Below are 17,505 nucleotides of genomic sequence, written 5' to 3'. Positions count from 1 at the left end.
CGCAGGTCTCAGTCGGCGAATCGCCGGACGACCTCGTCCCAGATCACGTGGGCCAGGGCGGTCTTGGTGCCGCGGGGCACCTCGACGGCCGCGCCGTCGGAGCCGAGCACCACGGCCTCGTTGTCGGCGCTGCCGAAGACCGCTCCGCCGCTGACGTCGTTGACGACGAGCAGGTCGCAGCCCTTGCGCGCGAGCTTGGCCCGCCCGAGGTCGAGCACGGAGCCGGTGGCGTCGCCGGTCTCGGCGGCGAAGCCGACGATGACGGCGTCCTCGCGGGCCCGGTCGTGGGAGATCTCGGCCAGGATGTCGGGATTCTGCTCGAGCGCGATGGCGGGCGCCGAGCCGTCGTCGGCCTTCTTGATCTTCGCCTCGCTCGTCGAGGTGGGCCGGAAGTCGGCGGGAGCCGCCGCCATCACGACCGCGTCGGCCGTGGCGGTCGCGGCGACGACCGCCTCGCGCAGCTGCGCGGTGGTCTCGACGCGTACGACGCTGGCGCCGGCCGGGTCGACGAGGCTGACGTTGGCGCTGACCAGGGTGACGTGCGCGCCCCGCGCGGCGGCGGCCCGGGCGAGGGCGTAGCCCTGCAGGCCCGAGGACCGGTTGCCGAGGAAGCGGACCGGGTCGAGGTACTCGCGGGTGCCCCCGGCGGACACGACGACCTTGCGCCCGGCGAGGTCCTGCGGGGCGTCGGCGCCGCGGTCGAGGACCTCGCGCACGAGCTCGAAGATCGGACCGGGCTCGGGAAGGCGGCCCTTGCCGGTGTCGGCGCCGGTGAGGCGCCCCACGGCGGGCTCGATGACGACCGCTCCCCGCTGGCGCAGCGTCGCGACGTTGGCCTGGGTCGCGGGGTGCTCCCACATCTCGGTGTGCATCGCCGGGGCGAACACCACCGGGCAGCGGGCCGTGAGCAGGGTGTTGGTGAGGAGGTCGTCCGCAAGGCCGTGCGCTGCTCGCGCGAGCAGGTCGGCGGTCGCCGGAGCGACCACGACCACGTCGGCCTGCTGGCCGATGTGGACGTGGGGCACGGCGTGGACGCCGGTCCACACGTCGGTCGCGACCGGCTTGCCCGAGAGCGCGGCCCACGTGGGCGCGCCGACGAACTCCAGCGCGGAGGCCGTGGGCACGACGGTGACGTCGTGCCCCGACTCGGTGAACCGGCGCAGCAGCTCGCAGGACTTGTAGGCCGCGATCCCGCCGGAGACGCCCAGGACGACCCGTGCGGTCATCGGGAGGCTCGCGTCACTCCGTGGCGTCGCCGGCAGCGGCCTCGGCGGCAGCGGCCTCGGCGGCGGGGTCGATGTCCTCGCAGGTCAGGAGGTCGTCGTTGATCTCGCGGAGCGCGATCGACAGCGGCTTCTCCTGCACGTGGGTGTCGACGAGCGGGCCGACGTACTCCAGCAGGCCCTCGCCGAGCTGGGAGTAGTAGGCGTTGATCTGGCGGGCACGCTGGGCGCTGTAGAGCACCAGCTTGTACTTGCTGTCGGTCTTGGTGAGCAGGTCGTCGATCGAGGGGTTGGTGACGCCCTCGGCGGCGATGGTGGGAGAAGCCACGGTGTGAGTGCCTCGCTAGTCGGTGGTGGAGGGGGTGGACGGAGCGGGTCCAACCATCAAGGCTACCAACTCGTCGGCTGCGGCGTGAACTTCGTGGTTGACGATGGTGACGTCGAACTCACTCTCCGCGGCCAGCTCGGCCCGGGCGGTCTCCAGCCGGCGCTCGCGCTGGGCCTCGGTCTCGGTGCCGCGGCCGACCAGGCGGCGGACGAGCTCCTCCCACGACGGCGGCTTGAGGAACACGAACAGCGCCTCGGGCATCGTCTCGCGCACCTGGCGCGCGCCCTGCAGGTCGATCTCCAGCATCGCCGGGCGACCCGCTGCCAGCGCGGCGTCGACGGGCCCGCGGGGGGTGCCGTAGCGGGCGGCGCCATGGACGACGGCCCACTCGAGCAGCTCGCCCCTGGCGATCATCGCGTCGAACTCCTCGTCGGAGACGAACCAGTAGTGGACGCCGTGCTCCTCACCCGGGCGCGGGGCGCGGGTGGTGGCGGAGACCGAGATCCACACCTCGGGGTGCGTGTCGCGCACCGCGGCGGCGACCGTCCCCTTGCCGACGGCCGTCGGACCGGCGAGGACGATCAGGCGCGAACGGGACGCCCGGGGGCCGGGCTGGTCGTCGGCGGGCGTCGGAGCGGGGTCGGTCACGACGCGTCGGGGCCGAACTCACGCTCGAGCGCGGCGACCTGCTTGACGCCGAGGCCCCGCACGCGTCGGCTCTCGGCGATGCCGAGGCGCTCCATCACCTGGCGGGCGCGCACCCGCCCCAGGCCGGGCACCGACTGGAGCAGCTCCACGACCCGCATCTTGCCGATGACCTCGTTGGTCTGGCCCTCGTGGAGGACGTCGACGACGGAGCCGCCGGAGTTCTTCAGCCGGTTCTTCACCTCGGCCCGCTCACGTCGGGAGGCCGCAGCCTTGTCGAGGGCTGCCTGGCGCTGCTCGGGCGTCAGAGGGGGCAAGGCCACGGAGGAGATCCTTCGGGGGTCGGGCAGGGGTCGGAAGGGGAGTTCCGGCTGGTGCGGATCAATCTAGTCACGTCGCGTCGGGTCGGGCAATCGGGCCCACGGCCCCGCCCGCTCGACGTGATGTTCCCCATGGGCGGCGCTGCGGGACACCGCGACGCTCACCCCGAGAGCGGCGTCCCGCAGACGTCGAGCGTGTGCTGCTCGACCTCGGCCATCGCCTCGACCGTCCGTGCGGAGCCGACGGCGCGGGCGGCAGCCTCGATCTCCGCCCGCGCGTCACCCGACAGTCCGGGCGGCGGGTCCTGGGCGGCGTAGGTCGAGGGGTCGACGTCGTGCTCGGCCAGGGCCCGGTCGAGCCGGTGGAGCGGCCGCAGGACCGTCGACCAGTCGTCGGCGATGCCGCGCGGCGCTCGGTCGGCGAGGTCGTCGTAGGCGTCCAGCGCCTCGAGGACGGCGCCGGGGTCGTCGGAGGACGCCACCTCGGAGAGCTCGGCCTGGTGCTCCTCCACGGCCTCGCAGTAGTCCTGCTCGCGGTCGCCCGAACACCCGCCGGCGGCGAGGCACGCCACCAGCAGCGCCGGGACGAGGAGTCTCACGCCCCGAGGCCCCGCACGGCGTCGTTGCCCCGCCGGGCGGCGTCGCGCAGCGCGGCCACGTCGGGCCCGGCCCGCAGCACCTCGCGCGAGGAGCTCGGCAGCGCCCAGCGCGCCGCGGCGCCGAGGATGCGGGTCAGGTCGTCCACCGTGCCGCCCTGGGCGCCGTAGCCCGGCACCAGCAGCGGCCCGTTGATGTCGAGGTCCTCGTCGGTGTCGCCGATCGTCGCCCCGACCACGGCGCCGAAGGAGCCGACCGGCTCCGCCCCGGCGTTGGCCTCCCGCAGGTGGGCCAGCACCGTGCCCGCGACCGTCGCGTCGCCGCTGCGGGCGTGCTGCACCTCCGGGCCCTCCTTGTTGGAGGTCAGCGCGAGGACGAACACCCCGCCGCCGTGGCGCCGCCCGGCCTCGATCATGGGCGCGAGCGACCCGAACCCGAGGTAGGGGCTCGCCGTGACGGCGTCCGAGCCGAGCGGCGAGGTGGGATCGAGGTAGGCGTCGGCGTAGGCCTGGCTCGTCGAGCCGATGTCACCGCGCTTGGCGTCCATCAGCACGAGCGCCCCCGCAGCCCGCGACTCGGCCACCACCCGCTCGAGCACGGCGATGCCGCGGCTGCCGAAGCGCTCGTAGAACGCGCTCTGCGGCTTGACGACACCGACCACCGGGGCGACCGCCTCGACGACGGTGAGCGCGAAGCGCTCCAACGAGGCGACGTCGTCGTCGAGCCCCCACTCGCGCAGCAGCCCGGAGTGCGGGTCGATGCCCACGCAGAACCTCCCCCGGTCCTCGATGGCGTGGGCCAGGCGGGTGCCGAACGGGGTCATCGGGTCTCCTCGGGTCGGGCATTCGGTCGGGGCGCGGGTCGGGCTGCGAGGTCGGCGCGCAGCCGGGTGACGGTCGTGGGGTCGTGGAGCAGAGCGGTGCCGACCTGCACGGCGCTCGCGCCGGCGTCGAGGTAGGCCTCGGCCGAGCGCAGGTCGTGCACGCCACCACACCCGACGACGGGCACCTCGGGCACGGCGCGGCGCACCTCCGCGACGCAGCGCAGGACGATCGGCGCGATCGCGGGCCCGCTGAGCCCGCCCGCCCGCCCGTCGAGCAGGGCGGCGGGGACGGCGTTTCCGATCACGACGGCCGTCGCGCCCGCCTCGTGGCAGGCGCGGGCGCCCTCGACGACGCGGGACACGTCGGGACGCACCTTGGCCAGGACCGGCCGGTCGGCGGGGAACTCGCGCCGCACCGCCGCGATCACGCTGGCCGCGTGGTAGGGCTCACGCACCGCGAACAGCCCGGCGCCCGCCTCGTCCGGCGCGCCGACGTTGATCTCGAGGCCGGCGACCCCGGGGGCGCGGCTGAGCCGGCGGGCGAGGTCGGCGTACTCCCCCATCGTCGCGCCGGCGATCGAGACGAGGACGGTGGCCCCGGCGCGCACCAGCCACGGCAGCTCGGTGGCGAGGAAGTGCTCGAGGCCGGGGTTGGGCAGGCCCACGGCGTTGACCAGCCCGCCCGGCACCTCGCAGACGCGCGGACCGGGGCCGCCGCTGCGGGGGTCGAGGGTGATCGAGCGGGTGACGAACGCGAGCCCGGCCAGACCGTCGGGACCGGCGTAGGCCTCGAGCTCGCGCCCGGTGCCGCCGCAGCCGGCGGCGACCATGACCGGGCCGGGGATCCCGACGACGGGGGCGGCACTCACAGGGCGTCCCACTGGACGCGGTCGCCGCGCACGACGGGACCCTCGGTGCAGGCACGGACGACGCGCTCGACGCCGTCCTCGCCGACGACGGGGAGCGGGCACCCGTGGCACAGCCCGGTGCCGCAGGGCGTCGGCGCCTCCACGGCGACCTGGCTCCAGGCGCCCGCACGCTCGGCGGCTGCCGCGGCGCTGCGGAGGACGTCGTGGGGGCCGGCGGCGTAGACGACGTCGGCGTCGCTGCGGCGGACGAGGTCGTCGACGTGGTCGGCGACCGGCCCGCGCAGGCCGACCGAGCCGTCGGCGGTGAGCACGGTGACGGACCGGGCGGACCGGCGGGCCTCGAGGGCCGACAGCAGGCGCGACTCGTCGGGGGCGGAGACCACCAGCGACACCGCGCAGCCGCGCTCGCGCAGGCGTTCGGCGAGCGGGAAGAGGGGCGCGGCGGCGTAGCCCTCCCCGACGAGCAGGCACGACACGGCGTCCTTGGGCAGCGCGAAGGGCCGCCCCAGTGGTCCGGTGATCGCGATCCGCGCGCCGACGGGCTGGGCGGCGAGCCACCGGGTGCCGCTCCCCCGGGGCTCCACGACGACGTCGAGGGTGGGGCCGAACGCGCTCGACGCGCGCACCCGGTGGATCCACAGCGCACGCCGCGCGACGTGCCCGGCGACGCTGACGGCCACGAAGTTGCCGGCCCGGAAGCGCTCGGGCACGCCCGGCGCGGTCAGGGTCAGGTGGCGGTAGCGCCCGGCGCGCTTGGTGCCGACGACCGCGCCGTCGACATGGACGCTGGAGGGGACGCTGGGGTGGACGCGGTCCCGGTCCCTGGTCCGGTCGCTCGCCTGCCCGCCGCCCGGCACCGGCCGTGGCTCAGCCATCCGTGGCGAGACCCCGCACGATCCGGCGCGGCCACAGCGGACCCTCGTAGACGAACGCCGTGTAGGCCTGCAGCAGGTCGGCGCCGGCCGCGAGCCGACGCCGCGCGTCGTCGACGGTGGTGATGCCGCCGACCCCGATGAGGGTGAGGCCGGGGCCCACGCGCTCGCGGAGCATCCGCACGACGTCCTCGGAGCGCTGGGTCAGCGGACGCCCGCTCAGCCCGCCGGCGCCGACCTCCTGCACGCGGGCGGCGGGAGTGGCGAGGCCGTCGCGGCTGATCGTGGTGTTGGTGGCGATGATGCCGTCGAGCCCGGTGGCGAGGGCGAGGTCGGCCACGGCCAGCACGTCGTCGTCGCTGAGGTCGGGCGCGATCTTCACCAGCAGCGGCACCCGGTCGTCGGGGCGCACCTCGTCGGCGCGACGGCGTACGGCGCCCAGCAGCGGCTCGAGCTTCTCCACCGCCTGGAGGTCGCGCAGGCCGGGCGTGTTGGGCGAGGACACGTTGACGACGAGGTAGTCGGCGTAGGGGGCGAGCAGGCCGGCCGACTTCTCGTAGTCGCGGGCGGCCTCCTCCTCGGGGACGACCTTGGTCTTGCCGATGTTGACGCCGAGGACGGTCGAGCCGCCCTCCGCGCGCCAGGCCGCCAGCCGCCGGGCCACGACCTCCGCGCCGTCGTTGTTGAACCCCATCCGGTTGACGATCGCCCGGTCGTCGGTGAGCCGGAAGAGCCGTGGCGCGGGGTTGCCGGGCTGTGCCTCACCGGTGACGGTGCCGATCTCGACGTGGCCGAAGCCGAGCGCGGCGAGCCCGTCGATCCCGACGGCGTTCTTGTCGAAGCCGGCGGCCAGGCCGAGGGGATGGGGGAAGCTCAGGCCGAGGGCCTGCACGGGCGCGGACGGGACGCGGAGGGCCCGGGCCGTCACGGGCGTCGCCGCCCGGATCGCCCGGAACGCGGCGTGGTGCGCCCGCTCGGGGTCGATCCGGGTCAGGCCCCGCTCGAAGACGATGTCGTAGGCCCCCACGGTCAGGCGTTCCGCTCGGCGCTCAGCGCCGCCCAGTCCTGCAGTGACCGCACCCCGATGTCGCCGCGCCGCATCGCCTCCAGGCCCTGCACCGCGGCGCCGAGGCCCTGGATGGTGGTGATGCACGGGATGTCGGTGATGACGGCGGCCGTGCGGATGTCGTAGCCGTCGGCGCGCGGCGAGCCGCCGCTGGTGGCGCCGTGGGGCGTGTTGATCACCAGGTCGACCTCACGGTCGCGGATCAGTCCCACGATCGTGCGCTCCCCGCCGGGGCCCTCGCCCTCGGACTGCTTGCGGACCACGGTGGCCTGGACGCCGTTGCGCCGCAGCACCTCGGCCGTGCCGGCGGTGGCGAGGATCTCGAAGCCCATGTCGGCGATCTGCTTGACCGGGAAGATCATGTGCCGCTTGTCGCGGTTGGCGACCGACACGAAGACCTTCCCCGACAGCGGCAGCGACCCGTAGGCGGCGGCCTGCGCCTTGGCGAAGGCAGTGCCGAAGAAGGCGTCGAAGCCCATCACCTCGCCGGTCGAGCGCATCTCGGGGCCGAGGAGCGCGTCGACCGTGCGGCCGTCGGCGGTCTTGAAGCGGTCGAAGGGCATGACCGCCTCCTTGACCGCGATCGGCGACCCGTCGGGCAGGTGGCCGCCGTCGCCCTCGGCCGGCAGCACCCCGGCCGCGCGGAGGTCGGCGATCGACTCCCCCAGCATCACCCGGGCCGCGGCCTTCGCCAGCGGCGTGGCGGTGGCCTTGGAGACGAACGGCACGGTGCGCGAGGCGCGGGGGTTGGCCTCCAGGACGTAGAGCACGTCGGAGGCCAGGGCGAACTGGATGTTGAGCAGCCCGCGCACCCCCAGCCCGCGCGCGATGGCGTCCGTGGAGCGGCGGATGCGCTCGACCTCCTCGCGTCCGAGCGTGATCGGCGGCAGCGCGCACGACGAGTCGCCGGAGTGGATGCCGGCCTCCTCGATGTGCTCCATGACCCCGCCCAGGAAGAGCTCGTCGCCGTCGAAGATCGCGTCGACGTCGATCTCCACCGCGTCGTCGAGGAACCGGTCGACCAGCACCGGCTGGCGCTCGTTGATCAGCCCGTTGGCGACGTACTTCGCCAGGTAGGCCTCCAGCGCGGCGTCGTCGTAGACGATCTCCATGCCGCGCCCGCCGAGGACGTACGACGGCCGCACCAGGACGGGGTAGCCGATCTCGTGGGCGATGCGGTGGGCCTGGGGGTAGGACGTCGCCGTGCCGTGCTTGGGCGCCGGCAGGCCGGCGTCGGCGAGCACCCGGCCGAACGCGCCGCGCTCCTCGGCGAGGTGGATCGCCTCCGGCGTGGTGCCGACGATCGGCACGCCGGCGTCGGCGAGGCCCTGCGCCAGGCCGAGCGGAGTCTGGCCGCCCAGCTGGCACACCACGCCGGCGACCGGGCCCGCCAGCTGCTCGGCGTGGACGATCTCGAGGACGTCCTCCAGCGTGAGCGGCTCGAAGTAGAGCCGGTCGGAGGTGTCGTAGTCGGTGCTCACCGTCTCGGGGTTGCAGTTGACCATGATCGTCTCGTAGCCGGCCTCTGCCAGCGCGAGGGAGGCGTGGACGCAGCTGTAGTCGAACTCGATGCCCTGGCCGATCCGGTTGGGACCCGAGCCGAGGATGATCACCGCCTCCTTGCCCTCCGTGCGGGGCCGCACCTCGGTCTCCTCGTCGTAGGACGAGTAGTGGTAGGGCGTGCGCGCGGCGAACTCGGCGGCGCAGGTGTCCACGGTCTTGAACACGGGCCGGATGCCGAGCGCATGGCGTACGCCGCGCACGACGTCGGCGCTGAGGCCGCGGATCTTGCCGACCTGCTCGTCGGAGAAGCCGTGGCGCTTGGCGAGGCGGAGCAGGCCGGGGGTCAGCTCGGTGGCCTCGATGAGCTCCACCGCGACCTCGTTGATCAGCGCGAGCTGGTCGACGAACCACGGGTCGATGGCGGTGGCCTCGAAGATCTCCTCGGCCGTCGCGCCGGCGCGGATCGCGTCCATCACCTTCTTGAGCCGACCGTCGTGCGGGACCCTGATCTCCTCGAGCAGCGCCGCCTTGTCGAGCTCGACGAACTCCTTGTGCCAGTCGAACGGCGCGTGGCTGCTCTCCAGCGACCGCAGCGCCTTCTGCAGCGCCTCGGTGAAGTTGCGCCCGATGGCCATCGCCTCGCCGACCGACTTCATGTGGGTGGTCAGCGTCGGGTCGGCCTCGGGGAACTTCTCGAAGGCGAAGCGCGGCACCTTGACCACGACGTAGTCGAGCGTGGGCTCGAAGGACGCGGGGGTCTCCTGGGTGATGTCGTTGCGGATCTCGTCGAGGGTGTAGCCGATGGCGACCTTGGCCGCGATCTTGGCGATGGGGAAGCCGGTGGCCTTGGACGCCAGCGCGGAGGACCGCGAGACCCGGGGGTTCATCTCGATGACGATCAGCCGGCCGTCCGCCGGATTGACGGCGTACTGGATGTTGCAGCCGCCGGTGTCGACGCCGACGGCGCGGATGATGCCGATCGCGAGGTCGCGCATCGCCTGGTACTCACGGTCGGTGAGCGTCATCGCCGGCGCGACGGTGATCGAGTCGCCGGTGTGGACCCCCATCGGGTCGAGGTTCTCGATGGAGCAGACGATGACGCTGTTGTCGGCGCCGTCGCGCATCACCTCGAGCTCGTACTCCTTCCAGCCGAGGATCGACTCCTCGAGGAGCACCTCGGTGGTCGGGCTGGCCGCCAGTCCGGCCCCGCCGATGCGGCGCAGGTCGGCCTCGTCGTACGCCATGCCGGAGCCGGTGCCGCCCATGGTGAACGACGGGCGGACCACCATGGGGTAGCCCAGGTCGTCGGCGGCGGCGAGCAGGTCGTCGATCGAGTGGCAGATGACGCTGCGCGCCGACTCGCCGCCGAGCTGCTCGACGATCTTCTTGAACTGCTGGCGGTTCTCCCCGCGCTCGATCGCCTCGATCGAGGCGCCGATCAGCTCCACGCCGTACTTCTCCAGCACGCCGGCCTTGTCGAGGGCCATCGCGCAGTTGAGCGCGGTCTGCCCGCCGAGGGTGGCCAGCAGGGCGTCGGGACGCTCCTTGGCGATCACCTTCTCGACGTAGTCGGGGGTGATCGGCTCGACGTAGGTCGCGTCGGCGAACTCCGGGTCGGTCATGATCGTGGCCGGGTTGGAGTTGACCAGGATGACCCGCAGGCCCTCCTCGCGCAGCACGCGGCAGGCCTGGGTGCCGGAGTAGTCGAACTCCGCCGCCTGGCCGATGATGATCGGCCCGGAGCCGATGACCAGGACGCTCTCGATGTCCGTGCGCTTGGGCATGTCAGGCGTCCTTCCGCTGGGGCCGCTGGGAGCTGACGTCGGCCATCAGGTCGCAGAACCGGTCGAAGAGGTAGGCGGCGTCGTGCGGGCCCGCGGCCGCCTCGGGGTGGTACTGCACGGAGAAGCTGACGAGCCGGCCGTCGGCGTCGCGCAGCTCGAGCCCCTCGACGACGTCGTCGTTGAGGCACACGTGGCTGACCGACGCCTCGCCGAACTCGGTCGTCGTCGAGCCCTCGAGCGGTGCGTCGACCGCGAAGCCGTGGTTGTGGGCGGTGACCTCCACCTTGCCGGTGGTGCGGTCCATCACCGGCTGGTTGATGCCGCGGTGGCCGTACTTCAGCTTGTAGGTGCCGAAGCCGAGCGCGCGGCCGAAGAGCTGGTTGCCGAAGCAGATGCCGAAGTAGGGCACGCCGGCGCGCAGCGCGTCCTGCAGCAGCCGGACCTGGCCGGTGGTGGCGGCCGGGTCACCGGGACCGTTGGAGAAGAAGAGCCCGTCGGGGGCGACGGCGAGGACGTCGTCGATGCCGGCGGTGGCCGGCAGCACGTGCACCTCGATGCCGCGCTCGCTCATCATCCGCGGGGTGTTGGCCTTGATCCCGAGGTCGACGGCGGCGACCGTGAAGCGCTTCTCGCCCACCGCGGGGACGACGTAGGGCTCCGCGGTGGTGACGGCCTCACTGAGGTTGGCGCCGCTCATCTGCGCCGACTCCCGCACCCGGTCGAGCAGGCGCTGCGGGTCGGTCTCTGTCGTCGAGATGCCCACGCGCATCGCGCCCCGCTCGCGCAGGTGGCGGGTCAGCGCGCGGGTGTCGACGCCGCTGATGCCCACCACGCCCTGTGCGCGCAGGTCGTCGTCCAGGGTGCGCACGCTGCGCCAGCTGCTCGGCACCCGGGCGGGGTCGCGCACGACGTAGCCGGCGACCCAGATGCGCGAGGACTCGACGTCCTCGTCGTTCATGCCGGTGTTGCCGACGTGCGGGGCCGTCATCACGACGACCTGGCGGTGGTAGCTGGGGTCGGTCAGCGTCTCCTGGTAGCCGGACATGCCGGTGGAGAAGACCGCCTCGCCGAAGGTCTCGCCCTCGGCTCCGAACGACTCACCGCGAAAGGTGCGCCCGTCCTCGAGGACCAAGAGCGCTGGGGCAGGCAGAGCCATGCCGTACCTCCTTCTCCGCCTCACGGGACGGATCGTTAAAGGATGTTCGAGCCGTCGCCGACCCTACCAGCGAGATCACGTGCCTGCGGCATCGTGCCGGCCTGTCGAGACACCGTGTGCGGGCCAGTCCGACGGCGGGTCGGGAGGCCGGTCGGGAGGCGGGCCGGACCCACCTGATGACCAAGGTCTCACCACGACGGGCCGGTCGGCCCCGTGAGCAGGGGCGCCGGGCTGCCACGCTGTGGCCATGCGCATCGTCGAGATCGACCAGGCCGTCCGCGAGGTGCGGGAGCACTGTGCCCCGCTCGGGAGTCCGCGGGTGGTGACCAGCGGCAACCACGCCACTCCGGTCACCCTCCTCGGCCCGCTGCTGGCGGAGCTGCCGCAGGCCCGCCTCCACGCCCTCAACGCCCAGCCCGACGTCCCGATCCACGACGGCGTGGTGCCCGAGACGACGTTCGTGGGGCCCGGTTTCCGCCGGCACCCTCGGCTGGCCTACGTGCCGTGCCGGCTCTCGATGGTCCCGCGGCTCTTCCACGGCCCGCTCGCGCCCGACGTGGTCGTGGTGCACACGACCACACCACGCGACGGCCAGGTCTCGCTGGGACTGGAGGTCAACGTGCTCCCGGCCGCGATCGAGGCGGCCCGCGAGCGCGGCGCCCTGGTCGTCGCCCAGCTCAACCCCCGGATGCCGTGGACCTTCGGCGACGCCGTCGTGTCGGTGGACGACCTCGACCTCGGCGTCGAGGTCGACGTCGCCCTGACGACCCACGTGGCCCGCCCACCGAGCGAGGACGCCCGCCTGATCGGGTCGCTGGTGGCCGCCGAGATCGGCGACGGCGCGACCCTGCAGGCCGGCATCGGCGAGGTGCCGGACGCCACGATCGCCGGAGTGCTCGAGCGCCGCGGCCTCAAGGTGTGGACCGAGATGTTCAGCGACGGCGTCCTGGTGCTGGAGGAGGCAGGAGCGCTCGACACCGCCACCCCCGTGCGCACGTCGTTCGTGTTCGGCAGCAGCGAGCTGTACGCGTGGGTGGACGACAACCCGCGGGTGCTGATGCTGCGCACCGAGACGACCAACTCCCCCGCCGTCATCGCCCAGCAGCCGGCGATGACGTCGATCAACACCGCTCTGCAGGTCGACCTGTTCGACCAGGCCAACGCGTCGCGGATCGGCGCCCGGATCCACAGCGGGTTCGGCGGCCAGACCGACTTCACCGTCGGCGCCAGCCACTCCCCGGGCGGGCGGGCGTTCATGGCGCTGCGCAGCTGGCACCCGCGCGCGGACGTGTCGACGATCGTGCCGCTCGTCGACGAGCCGGTCACCTCGCTCCAGCACGGGGCGGTGGTCACCGAGCAGGGCGTGGCGTGGATGTGGGGGCGCAGCGAGCGCGAGCAGGCGCGCAACCTCATCGAGCACGCCGCCCACCCGAGCGTGCGCGACGACCTCTGGGAGGAAGCGAGGGCGCTCGGCCTGGCCTGACGGGCGGCGCGCCCTCCCACCTCCAAACGTCATGGGAGTCCCCGGTCCCGACCGGGCGTCCTCATGACGTCCTGCCGGCGGATCAGGCGTACGTCAGGAGACGAGCACGCAAAACACGTGCCCCGCGGGGCTGGCGTAGGCCCGCAGCGGCTCCTCCTCGTCGTCGGTGCGGTCCAGGCGCGGCTCACCTCCGAGCTCGAGCACCAGGTCGTGCACGGCGTCCAGGGCCGACACCGACGGCACGGTCGTGTCGAGGTGCGACACCGCCGGATGTCCCGGCTCGGGCCAGCGGCTCGGCGGGAGGGCGTCGACCTGCTGGATCGCCAGGGCGCGGTGTCCGTCGGGGTGGGTGAGCACCACCCAGTCGGCGTCGTCGTCCGACCCGTCGTCCGGGGGCTCGTCGCCGGCTCGGTAGGCCAGGCCGAGCAGGCCGCGCCAGAACTCCGACTCCTGGCGAACGTCGACCGCGTCGAGGACGGTGTGCAGCAGGTGCGGCACGACGGGTGGGAAGTCGCTCATCAGTAGAGCCCCTTGTCGTAGTTGGCCGGGCGGTAGTAGTCCTCGAGCTCGGCGAGCCCCTGGCCGGCGACCGGCTCGAGCTCGTGGGCGATGACCGCGCGCGGCGGCACCTGCTCGGGGTCCCACGTGCCGGGCTCCCACAGCTGCGCACGCCGGAACGCCTTGGAGCAGTGGAAGAAGACAGTCTCGATCTCCACGACCATCGCCAGCACCGGGCGGCGACCCCGCACCGCGAGGGCGTCGAAGAACGGCGCGTCGGACACCAGGCGCGCGCGACCGTTGATGCGCAGCGTGTCGCCGCGCCCGGGCACGACGAACACCAGGCCGACGTGGGGGTTGGCCAGCACGTTGCGGTAGCCGTCGACGCGTCGGTTGCCCGGACGCTCGGCGATCGCGATGGTCGCGTCGTCCACGACGTGCACGAGCGTGCCGGCCGGGTCGCCCTTCGGGCTGGCGTCGCAGCGTCCGTCGGCGTCGGCGGTGGCGAGCACGCAGAACGGCGACGCCGCGAGCCAGGCGCGGTCGATGTCGCTCAGCCGTGCGCGCTCCTTGGTGCGCGCGCGCTCCCCCGGTCGTCCCACCAGGTCTTCGAGCTGATCGGGCGTGGTCACGGCGGGCCAGGCGGCCTCGTCCTCGGTCGTCGACGTGCGCATGACGCCGACGCTACTCGCCCCCGGTGGCAGGATGACCGACATGACGGCGTGGATCCAGGTCTTCCTCGACACGCCCGCGAGCGCGTTCGACGAGACCGTGCGGTTCTGGTCCGCCGTGACCGGGTGGACGCCGTCCGAGCGGCGCGGGGAGGACGGCCAGTTCCTCACCCTGGTGCCTGCGTCGGGTGCGGCGTACGTCAGGGTGCAGGCCGTCGACGCCCCGGCGGGCGTGCACCTCGACCTCGACTCGTCCGACCGGTCGGCGGCCGTGGCCCGCGCGACCTCGCTGGGCGCGACGCCGGCCTGGACCTACCACGACGTGGAGGTGATGCGCTCCCCCGGCGGCCTCGCGTTCTGCCACACGCTCGTGGACGGCGAGCCGCGACTGGTGCGCGACGGCGCCACGATCCTCGACCAGGTGTGCCTCGACGTGCCCTCCCGCCAGTGGGACGCCGAGATCGCCTTCTGGGCCGACCTCACCGGGCGCGGTCCGCAGCAGGGGCCGTCGCCCGCGTTCGTCCGACTGGTCGAGTACGGCATGCTCCGCCTGCTGCTGCAGCGCCTCGACGAGCCCGACGGGACGGTGCGCGCCCACGTCGACCTCGCGACCGCCGACCGCACGGCTGACGTGGCGCAGCACGTGCGGCTCGGCGCCCGGCTCGAGGCCGTCCGCGACCACTGGACCGTGCTCACCGCGCCGGGCGGGCAGGTCTACTGCCTCACCGACCGCGACCCGGCCACCGGCCGCGCCGGCTGAGGGCGCGGCTCAGACCAGGGCCCCGTCACGCACGGTGACCCGGCCGCCGTAGACCGTATGCACGACCCGCGAGGTGAGGCTGCGGCCGTGCCACGGGTTGTTGCGCGAGAGCGACGCCGAGCTGTCGCGGTCGACGGTGACCTGCGCGTCGGGGTCGACGAGCACGACGTGCGCCGGCGATCCCGCGGCGAGCGGCCTGCCCTGGTCGGCGAGCCCCGCGATCCGCGCCGGCGTCGCCGACATGACCCGCGCGATGTCGCTCCACGACAGCTCGGGCAGCGCGGTGCGTACGACGGCGAGCGCGGTCTCGATGCCGGTCATGCCGAAGGCGGCGTCGACGAACGCGTGCTCCTTGTCGTGGCGGGCGTGCGGCGCGTGGTCGGTGGCGACGGCGTCGATCGTGCCGTCGGCCAGCGCCTCGCGGAGCGCGTCGACGTCCTCCTGCGGGCGCAGGGGCGGGTTGACCTTGAACGTCGGGTCGTAGCCGGTGAGCAGGTCGGTGGTCAGCAGCAGGTGGTGGGGCGTGACCTCGGCGGTGACGTCGATGCCCTGGGCCTTGGCCCACCGAAGCACCTCGACCGAGCCGGCGGTCGAGACGTGTGCGACGTGCACGCGCGAGCCGGTGTGGCGGGCGAGCATCACGTCGCGGGCGACGATGACCTCCTCGGCGATCCCCGGCCAGCCGGGCAGCCCGAGGCGACCGGAGAGCTCGCCCTCGTGGCAGCAGGCGGCCGGCCCGGCGAGGGTCGGGTCCTGGGAGTGCTGCGACACCACGCCGTCGAACGCCTTGACGTACTCCAGCGCCCGGCGCATCACCCGCGCGTCGTGGACGCACTTCCCGTCGTCGGAGAACACCGTCACCGCCGCCCTCGACCGGTGCATCAGCCCCAGCTCGGCCAGCTCCTCGCCGGCCAGCCCGCGGGTCACCGCCCCGACGGGCTGCACGTGCACCAGCCCGGCCTCGCGGCCCAGCTCCCACACCCGGGTGGCCGCCTCGGCGGTGTCGGTCACGGGTGAGGTGTTGGCCATCGCCAGCACGGCCGTGTAGCCGCCCAGCGCCGCGGCCCGGGAGCCGGTCAGGATCGTCTCGGCGTCCTCGCGCCCGGGCTCGCGCAGGTGCGTGTGCAGGTCGACGAGCCCGGGCAGGGCGACCAGGCCGTCGGCGTCGATGGTCTCGGCGCCCGCCGGCGGCTCGTCGACCAGCCGCCCCGCGTCGTCGACGTACAGGTCCGCGGCCGCCTCGCCGAGCAGCGAGGCCCCCTTGATCACCAGCGACATCAGGCGTTCCCTCCCCGGGTCGCCCCGGCCAGCAGGTGGTAGAGCACGGCCATCCGGATCGCGAGCCCGCTGGAGACCTGCTCCAGCACCACCGACTGGGCCGCGTCGGCGGCGTCGGCGGCGATCTCGAGGCCGCGGTTCATCGGGCCCGGGTGGCAGATCGGCACGTCGGGCTTGAGCAGCGCGAGCCGGTCGCGGGTGAGCCCGTAGCCGACGGTGTACTCGCGCGGGCTCGGGAAGAACGCGCCCGACATCCGCTCGCGCTGGACCCGCAGCATCATCACGGCGTCGGCGTCGGGAAGCACCGCGTCGAGGTCGTACGACGTCTCGAAGCCCGCCGCGGCGGACCACGCGGCGATCCCGCTCGGCATCAGCGTGGGCGGCGCCACGACCGTGACGCGCGCCCCGAGCCTGGCCAGGCACTGGACGTTGGAGCGGAAGACGCGGCTGTGGGTCAGGTCGCCGACGATCGCGACGTGCCGGCCCTCGAGCGAGCCGAGGTGGCGCCGCAACGTGTAGGCGTCGAGCAGCGCCTGGGTGGGGTGCTCGTGCATGCCGTCGCCGGCGTTGACGACGGCCGCGTCGACCCACTGGCTGACCTGGAGCGCCGCGCCGCTGGCGGGGTGGCGGATCACGAGGCCGTCAACGCCCATCGCGCAGACCGTCAGCACGGTGTCGCGCAGGCTCTCGCCCTTCGACGTGCTCGAGCCCTTGGCGCTGACGTTGATGACGTCGGCGGAGAGCCACTTGCCGGCGATCTCGAACGACGACCGGGTGCGGGTGGAGTCCTCGAAGAACATGTTGACGACCGTGCGACCACGCAGGGCCGGCAGCTTCTTGACGTCGCGGGTCTGCACGTCGTGCATGTCGGCGGCCGTCTCGAACAGCTGGAGGATCTCGTCGGTCGTCAGGTCGTCGATGGAGAGCAGGTGCTTCACGAGATCGTCACCTCGTCGGCGCCGTCGACCTCGGCCAGCCGCACGCTGACGCGCTCGGCGAGGGCGCTGGGCAGGTTCTTGCCGACGTGGTCGGCGCGGATCGGCAGCTCGCGGTGGCCGCGGTCGACCAGCACGGCGAGGCGTACGGCGCCGGGCCGGCCGAGGTCGGCGAGCGCGTCGAGCGCCGCCCGGATGGTGCGCCCGGAGAACAGCACGTCGTCGACCAGGACGACGACCTTCCCGTCGATGCCACCGGGGGGCAGGGCCGTCTTGTGGGCCCGCCGGGTGGGCTGGGAGCGCAGGTCGTCGCGATACATCGTCACGTCGAGCTCGCCCACCGCGACCGGTGCGCCCTCGACCGCGGCGATCCTCTCGGCGATGCGTCGCGCGAGGGGCACTCCGCGGGTGTGCAGGCCGAGCAGCACCAGGTCGGTGGCGCCCTTGTTGCGCTCGAGCAGCTCGTGCGAGATCCGCGTCAGCGCCCGGGAGATGTCGTGGGCGTCGAGGACGGTGCGCTCGGTGCGGTCCGCGCTCCCGGTCGGTGCGGTCGCGTCGGGGACGGCGTCTGTCGCGGTGTCGTCGGTGGCAGGCATCTGCGCGCCGGACCTCCTTCTCCGCCTCACGGGACGGCTCGTTAAAGGATGTCGATCGGGAGCGACCCTAGCAGTCGGGCCCGCCAGGAGCGCCGGAG

General features: G+C 73.6%; 18 protein-coding genes. 2 read left to right on the top strand and 16 right to left on the bottom strand.

Translation table 11 applies throughout. The features are described from left to right. Positions 1 to 8: 8 nt before the first annotated feature. The 11 genes from coaBC to carA form a co-directional block, all read right to left on the bottom strand. Positions 9 to 1,226: a bifunctional phosphopantothenoylcysteine decarboxylase/phosphopantothenate--cysteine ligase CoaBC gene (coaBC, locus tag JX575_RS09190; RefSeq protein ID WP_186342119.1), complete on the bottom strand. Its 1,218-nt coding sequence runs from the start codon at positions 1,224 to 1,226 to the stop codon at positions 9 to 11. Positions 1,227 to 1,239: 13 nt separating this feature from the next. Continuing rightward, positions 1,240 to 1,551 carry a DNA-directed RNA polymerase subunit omega gene (gene rpoZ, locus JX575_RS09185; protein ID WP_172261153.1) on the bottom strand — a complete coding sequence of 104 codons (312 nt, stop codon included), beginning with the start codon at positions 1,549 to 1,551 and terminating at the stop codon, positions 1,240 to 1,242. Positions 1,552 to 1,566: 15 nt separating this feature from the next. Beyond that, positions 1,567 to 2,199 carry a guanylate kinase gene (gene gmk, locus JX575_RS09180; protein ID WP_186342118.1) on the bottom strand — a complete coding sequence of 211 codons (633 nt, stop codon included), beginning with the start codon at positions 2,197 to 2,199 and terminating at the stop codon, positions 1,567 to 1,569. Beyond that, on the bottom strand, positions 2,196 to 2,519 hold the full coding sequence (mihF, locus tag JX575_RS09175) for an integration host factor, actinobacterial type (protein ID WP_186342117.1): 324 nt from the start codon (positions 2,517 to 2,519) through the stop codon (positions 2,196 to 2,198). The genes gmk and mihF overlap by 4 nt, the downstream gene beginning before the upstream one ends. A gap of 158 nt (positions 2,520 to 2,677) precedes the next feature. Further along, a complete protein-coding gene (locus tag JX575_RS09170; protein WP_186342116.1) occupies positions 2,678 to 3,115 on the bottom strand; it encodes a hypothetical protein in 438 nt (145 codons plus the stop codon). Beyond that, on the bottom strand, positions 3,112 to 3,936 hold the full coding sequence (gene pyrF, locus JX575_RS09165; RefSeq protein WP_186342115.1) for an orotidine-5'-phosphate decarboxylase: 825 nt from the start codon (positions 3,934 to 3,936) through the stop codon (positions 3,112 to 3,114). Before pyrF ends, JX575_RS09170 begins: the two co-directional genes overlap by 4 nt. Continuing rightward, positions 3,933 to 4,805 (bottom strand): tRNA-dihydrouridine synthase, encoded by an 873-nt coding sequence (locus JX575_RS09160; RefSeq protein WP_186342114.1) that lies wholly within the window; start codon positions 4,803 to 4,805, stop codon positions 3,933 to 3,935. Before JX575_RS09160 ends, pyrF begins: the two co-directional genes overlap by 4 nt. Next, positions 4,802 to 5,680: a dihydroorotate dehydrogenase electron transfer subunit gene (locus JX575_RS09155; RefSeq protein WP_186342113.1), complete on the bottom strand. Its 879-nt coding sequence runs from the start codon at positions 5,678 to 5,680 to the stop codon at positions 4,802 to 4,804. Before JX575_RS09155 ends, JX575_RS09160 begins: the two co-directional genes overlap by 4 nt. Beyond that, complete coding sequence (locus JX575_RS09150; protein ID WP_186342112.1) at positions 5,673 to 6,704, bottom strand: quinone-dependent dihydroorotate dehydrogenase; 1,032 nt, start codon at positions 6,702 to 6,704, stop codon at positions 5,673 to 5,675. Before JX575_RS09150 ends, JX575_RS09155 begins: the two co-directional genes overlap by 8 nt. A 2-nt stretch (positions 6,705 to 6,706) precedes the next feature. Beyond that, on the bottom strand, positions 6,707 to 10,030 hold the full coding sequence (carB, locus tag JX575_RS09145; RefSeq protein WP_186342111.1) for a carbamoyl-phosphate synthase large subunit: 3,324 nt from the start codon (positions 10,028 to 10,030) through the stop codon (positions 6,707 to 6,709). 1 nt (position 10,031) lies between these two features. After that, positions 10,032 to 11,186, bottom strand: coding sequence for a glutamine-hydrolyzing carbamoyl-phosphate synthase small subunit (gene carA, locus JX575_RS09140; RefSeq protein WP_186342110.1), 1,155 nt, complete (start codon positions 11,184 to 11,186; stop codon positions 10,032 to 10,034). A gap of 247 nt (positions 11,187 to 11,433) precedes the next feature. On the opposite strand from carA, the gene JX575_RS09135 reads away from it, so the two are divergent. Continuing rightward, on the top strand, positions 11,434 to 12,669 hold the full coding sequence (locus JX575_RS09135; protein ID WP_186342109.1) for an acetyl-CoA hydrolase/transferase C-terminal domain-containing protein: 1,236 nt from the start codon (positions 11,434 to 11,436) through the stop codon (positions 12,667 to 12,669). Positions 12,670 to 12,762: 93 nt separating this feature from the next. On the opposite strand, the gene JX575_RS09130 is transcribed toward JX575_RS09135, so the two are convergent. Both JX575_RS09130 and JX575_RS09125 read right to left on the bottom strand, forming a co-directional pair. After that, complete coding sequence (locus tag JX575_RS09130) at positions 12,763 to 13,188, bottom strand: VOC family protein (protein ID WP_186342108.1); 426 nt, start codon at positions 13,186 to 13,188, stop codon at positions 12,763 to 12,765. Then, positions 13,188 to 13,841, bottom strand: coding sequence for an MSMEG_1061 family FMN-dependent PPOX-type flavoprotein (locus tag JX575_RS09125; RefSeq protein WP_186342107.1), 654 nt, complete (start codon positions 13,839 to 13,841; stop codon positions 13,188 to 13,190). The genes JX575_RS09130 and JX575_RS09125 overlap by 1 nt, the downstream gene beginning before the upstream one ends. A 40-nt stretch (positions 13,842 to 13,881) precedes the next feature. Between JX575_RS09125 and JX575_RS09120 the strand changes: the two genes are divergently transcribed. Further along, entirely contained in the window at positions 13,882 to 14,598 is a 717-nt protein-coding gene (locus tag JX575_RS09120; RefSeq protein ID WP_186342106.1) for a VOC family protein, read from the top strand. Positions 14,599 to 14,607: 9 nt separating this feature from the next. Here the strand turns inward: JX575_RS09120 and JX575_RS09115 are convergent, their stop codons facing one another. From JX575_RS09115 to pyrR, 3 genes are read right to left on the bottom strand one after another with little or no spacing between them, the layout of a single operon-like run. After that, on the bottom strand, positions 14,608 to 15,876 hold the full coding sequence (locus tag JX575_RS09115; protein ID WP_186342105.1) for a dihydroorotase: 1,269 nt from the start codon (positions 15,874 to 15,876) through the stop codon (positions 14,608 to 14,610). Then, positions 15,876 to 16,814 (bottom strand): aspartate carbamoyltransferase catalytic subunit, encoded by a 939-nt coding sequence (locus tag JX575_RS09110; protein WP_186342104.1) that lies wholly within the window; start codon positions 16,812 to 16,814, stop codon positions 15,876 to 15,878. The genes JX575_RS09115 and JX575_RS09110 overlap by 1 nt, the downstream gene beginning before the upstream one ends. Continuing rightward, entirely contained in the window at positions 16,811 to 17,407 is a 597-nt protein-coding gene (gene pyrR, locus JX575_RS09105) for a bifunctional pyr operon transcriptional regulator/uracil phosphoribosyltransferase PyrR (protein ID WP_186342103.1), read from the bottom strand. Before pyrR ends, JX575_RS09110 begins: the two co-directional genes overlap by 4 nt. Positions 17,408 to 17,505: the final 98 nt, after the last annotated feature.

Source organism: Nocardioides sp. zg-1228, from assembly GCF_017086465.1.
Taxonomy (GTDB): Bacteria; Actinomycetota; Actinomycetes; order Propionibacteriales; family Nocardioidaceae; genus Nocardioides.
This window is presented reverse-complemented; position numbering and strand designations above follow the sequence as displayed.

Coding starts and splice junctions, on each gene's coding strand:
- carB (WP_186342111.1), bottom strand. CDS start 10,030: ATGCCCAAGCGCACGGACATCGAGAGCGTCCTGGTCATCGGCTCCGGG.
- pyrF (WP_186342115.1), bottom strand. CDS start 3,936: ATGACCCCGTTCGGCACCCGCCTGGCCCACGCCATCGAGGACCGGGGG.
- JX575_RS09155 (WP_186342113.1), bottom strand. CDS start 5,680: ATGGCTGAGCCACGGCCGGTGCCGGGCGGCGGGCAGGCGAGCGACCGG.
- JX575_RS09125 (WP_186342107.1), bottom strand. CDS start 13,841: ATGCGCACGTCGACGACCGAGGACGAGGCCGCCTGGCCCGCCGTGACC.
- JX575_RS09120 (WP_186342106.1), top strand. CDS start 13,882: ATGACGGCGTGGATCCAGGTCTTCCTCGACACGCCCGCGAGCGCGTTC.
- JX575_RS09135 (WP_186342109.1), top strand. CDS start 11,434: ATGCGCATCGTCGAGATCGACCAGGCCGTCCGCGAGGTGCGGGAGCAC.
- carA (WP_186342110.1), bottom strand. CDS start 11,186: ATGGCTCTGCCTGCCCCAGCGCTCTTGGTCCTCGAGGACGGGCGCACC.
- pyrR (WP_186342103.1), bottom strand. CDS start 17,407: ATGCCTGCCACCGACGACACCGCGACAGACGCCGTCCCCGACGCGACC.
- coaBC (WP_186342119.1), bottom strand. CDS start 1,226: ATGACCGCACGGGTCGTCCTGGGCGTCTCCGGCGGGATCGCGGCCTAC.
- JX575_RS09115 (WP_186342105.1), bottom strand. CDS start 15,876: ATGTCGCTGGTGATCAAGGGGGCCTCGCTGCTCGGCGAGGCGGCCGCG.
- JX575_RS09130 (WP_186342108.1), bottom strand. CDS start 13,188: ATGAGCGACTTCCCACCCGTCGTGCCGCACCTGCTGCACACCGTCCTC.